The following is a 3,042-nucleotide window of genomic DNA, read 5'->3' as shown; positions in this document are numbered from 1 at the left end:
CCCTGGCGCCGCTGGGAGGCACGGACACGGCGGCCGTGGCGCCGCCGGCAGGCACGGACACGGCGGCCTTGGCGCCGGTGGGCGGCACGGACACGGCGGCCTTGGCGCCGCTGGGCGGCACGAACCCGTCGCCCGTGGCGCCACGGGCAGGCACGGACACGACGGCCCCGGCGCCACCGGCAGACACAGACACGACGGCCGTGGCGCCGCTGGGCGGCACGAACCCGGCGGCCGTGGCGCCACCGGCAGACACAAACACGACAGCCCCGACGCCACCGGCAGACACAGACACGACGGCCCCGGCGCCACCGGCACACACAGACACCGCGGAGGGGCCGGCCGTCGACGGTCGCGAGGCGCGCGTCGCCCGTGCCGGCCTGGCCGCCGCAGGCATCGCGCAGGCGGCTCCGGCGACCGGCACGGGCGCGATCCCGTCGGCCGCCACGGCCGCGGCTTCCCCCGCCCTCCGTGTCCCCTGGGTCCTCTCCGCCCCCACCGAGGACGGTCTGCGCGCGCAGGCCGGGCGGTTGCGGGAGTTCGTGGGGGGTGCGGGCGGGGTGCGCGTCGGGGACGTCGGGCTGGCGCTGGCGGTCACGCGGACAGCGTTCCGGCGGCGGGCCGTGGTGCTGGGCTCGGACGTAGGCGAACTGCTGGCCGGGCTGGACGCGGTCGTCGACGGGGCGGGAGCGCCGAACGTCGTGCGCGGCACCGTCGGCGAGCCGGGGCGGACGGCGTTGCTGTTCACCGGGCAGGGCGCCCAACGCCTCGGGATGGGCCGGGAGCTGTATGACACGTTCCCGGCGTTCGCCGAGGCCCTGGACGCGGTGTGCGCGGCGTTCGACCCGCATCTGGAACGGCCGCTGCGCGAGGTGCTGTTCGCCGAGGAGGGCAGTGCGGCGGCGGAGCTGCTGCACCGCACGCGCTACACCCAGCCCGCGCTGTTCGCCGTGGAGGTGGCCCTGTTCCGGCTGCTGGCCGAACGGGACGGGGTCGTGCCCGCGTTGCTCGCCGGGCACTCGATCGGCGAACTGGCGGCGGCCCATGTCGCCGGCGTGCTGTCGCTCGAGGACGCCGCCGCGCTGGTCGCGGCCCGGGGCCGGCTGATGCAGGAGGCCCGCTCGGACGGGGCGATGATCGCGATCCAGGCCGACCCGGACGAGGTCGCCGAGTCGATCGCCGGGCACGCCGACGCCGTCTCCCTCGCCGCCGTCAACGGGCCCCGTTCCGTGGTCCTCGCGGGCGACGAGCCGGTGGTCACCCGGATCGCGCAGCAGTGGCGCGAGCGCGGCAGCCGCACGCGCAGGCTCCAGGTGAGCCACGCCTTCCACTCGCCGCACATGGACGGCATCCTCGACGAGTTCCGCGAGGTGGCCCGGTCCCTGACCTTCCACCCGCCCACGATCCCCGTCGTCTCCACGGTCACCGGGGAAGCCGCGGGCCCCGAGCTGCTGTGCTCCCCCGACTACTGGGCCCGCCAGATCCGCGCCACCGTCCGCTTCCACGACGCCGTACGGTCGCTGCGGGCGCTCGGGGCAGGGCTGTTCGTGGAGGTGGGCCCGGACGCCGTCCTCACCGGCATGGCGCGGGAGGCCTTCGCCGAGGACGGGGACGACGGCGGCTCCGTCACGAGCGTCGCGCTCTCGCGGGCCGGGCGGCCGGAGACCGACACGTACACGACCGCCCTCGCGCACCTGCACGCGGCCGGTGGCGAGGTCGACCTGACCGCGTACTTCCCCGGCGCCGTCCGGATCGATCTGCCGACGTACGCCTTCCGTGGCGAGCACTTCTGGCTGGCCCCCGGCGCCCGCTCGGACGCACGCGGGCTCGGGCTGGACCCGGCCGGTCACCCGTTGCTCGGCGCGGCGGTGGAGATGGCAGGCGGCGAGGACCTCGTCCTCACCGGCCGTTTGTCGCCGCGTACGCACCCATGGCTGGCGGACCACGTCGTCGAGGGCTCGGTGCTGTTTCCCGCGACGGGCTTCCTGGAGCTGGCCTTCGCCGCCGGAGAGCGCGTGGGCGCGGACACGGTCGAGGACCTCACCCTGGAGACACCGCTGGTGCTGCCCGAGCGGGAGTCGGTGCGCGTCCAGGTCAGGGTCACCGACCCGGACGGCACGGGCGCCCGGTCGTTCACGATCCACTCGCGCCCGGCCACGGCCGACGACGACACGGCGACGGGCCGGCCGTGGACCCGGCACGCCACCGGTGTCCTCGCGCCGACCGCAGGTCCGGCCGTGACGACCGGTGACCCCGGCGCCTGGCCGCCCGCCGGCGCGGTGGCGCAGCCGCTCGACGACGCCTACGCCGTGCTGCGCGACCTCGGTTACGACTACGGGCCCGCGTTCCAGGGCGTGCGGGCCGTGTGGCGGCTCGGCGACGACCTTCTCGCGGAGGTAGCGCTCGCCGACGAACAGCGCGAGGAGGCCGCGCTGTCCGGGCTGCACCCGGCGCTGCTGGACGCCGCGCTGCACCCGCTGCTGCCGTCGGCGGCCGAGGACCCGGAGCGGATCCTGCTGCCGTTCTCCTGGGCCGGGGTCCGGCTGCACGCGGCCGGGGCCACCGCGCTGCGGGTGCGGATCTCGCCCCTCGGCACGGACACCTTCCGGCTGACGGTCACCGACGGCACGGGCGCTCCCGTCGTCACCGTCGGCTCCCTCGCGCTGCGCCCGGTCGACCGCGGCAGGCTCGCCACGGCCACCGCCGCCCGCGACGACGCCCTGTTCACCGTCGACTGGCCCGCGCTGCCCACGCCCGAGGTCCCCGCATGGAGCCGGAGCGACCTCACCGATCCGGCCGACCTGTCCGCCGTCGCACCGGCCGACCTCGTGGTGGTCACCCTCGCGGCGGACGGGGAGGCGACGCCCGCCGCCGCGCGCGCCGCGACCGTACGGACGCTGGAGCTGGTTCAGCGGTGGCTCGACGACGAGCGGTTCACGCGGTCCCGGCTGGTCGTCGTGACCACCGGTGCCGTCGCCGCGCTGCCCGGGGACGACGTGACCGACCTGGTGCACGCGCCCCTGTGGGGTCTGCTGCGCACCGCGC

At 76.8% G+C, this 3,042-nt stretch carries 1 protein-coding gene; it reads left to right on the top strand.

The genetic code is table 11. The features are described from left to right. Positions 1-35: 35 nt before the first annotated feature. The coding region (locus tag SSQG_RS21525; protein ID WP_003991944.1) for an acyltransferase domain-containing protein at positions 36-3,042 on the top strand (3,007 nt) is incomplete at its 3' end.

Origin of the sequence: Streptomyces viridochromogenes DSM 40736 (genome assembly GCF_000158955.1) — a bacterium.
GTDB lineage: Bacteria > Actinomycetota > Actinomycetes > Streptomycetales > Streptomycetaceae > Streptomyces > Streptomyces venetus.
The sequence above is the reverse complement of the archived record's forward strand: the minus strand, read 5'-3'. Positions and strand labels throughout refer to the sequence as shown.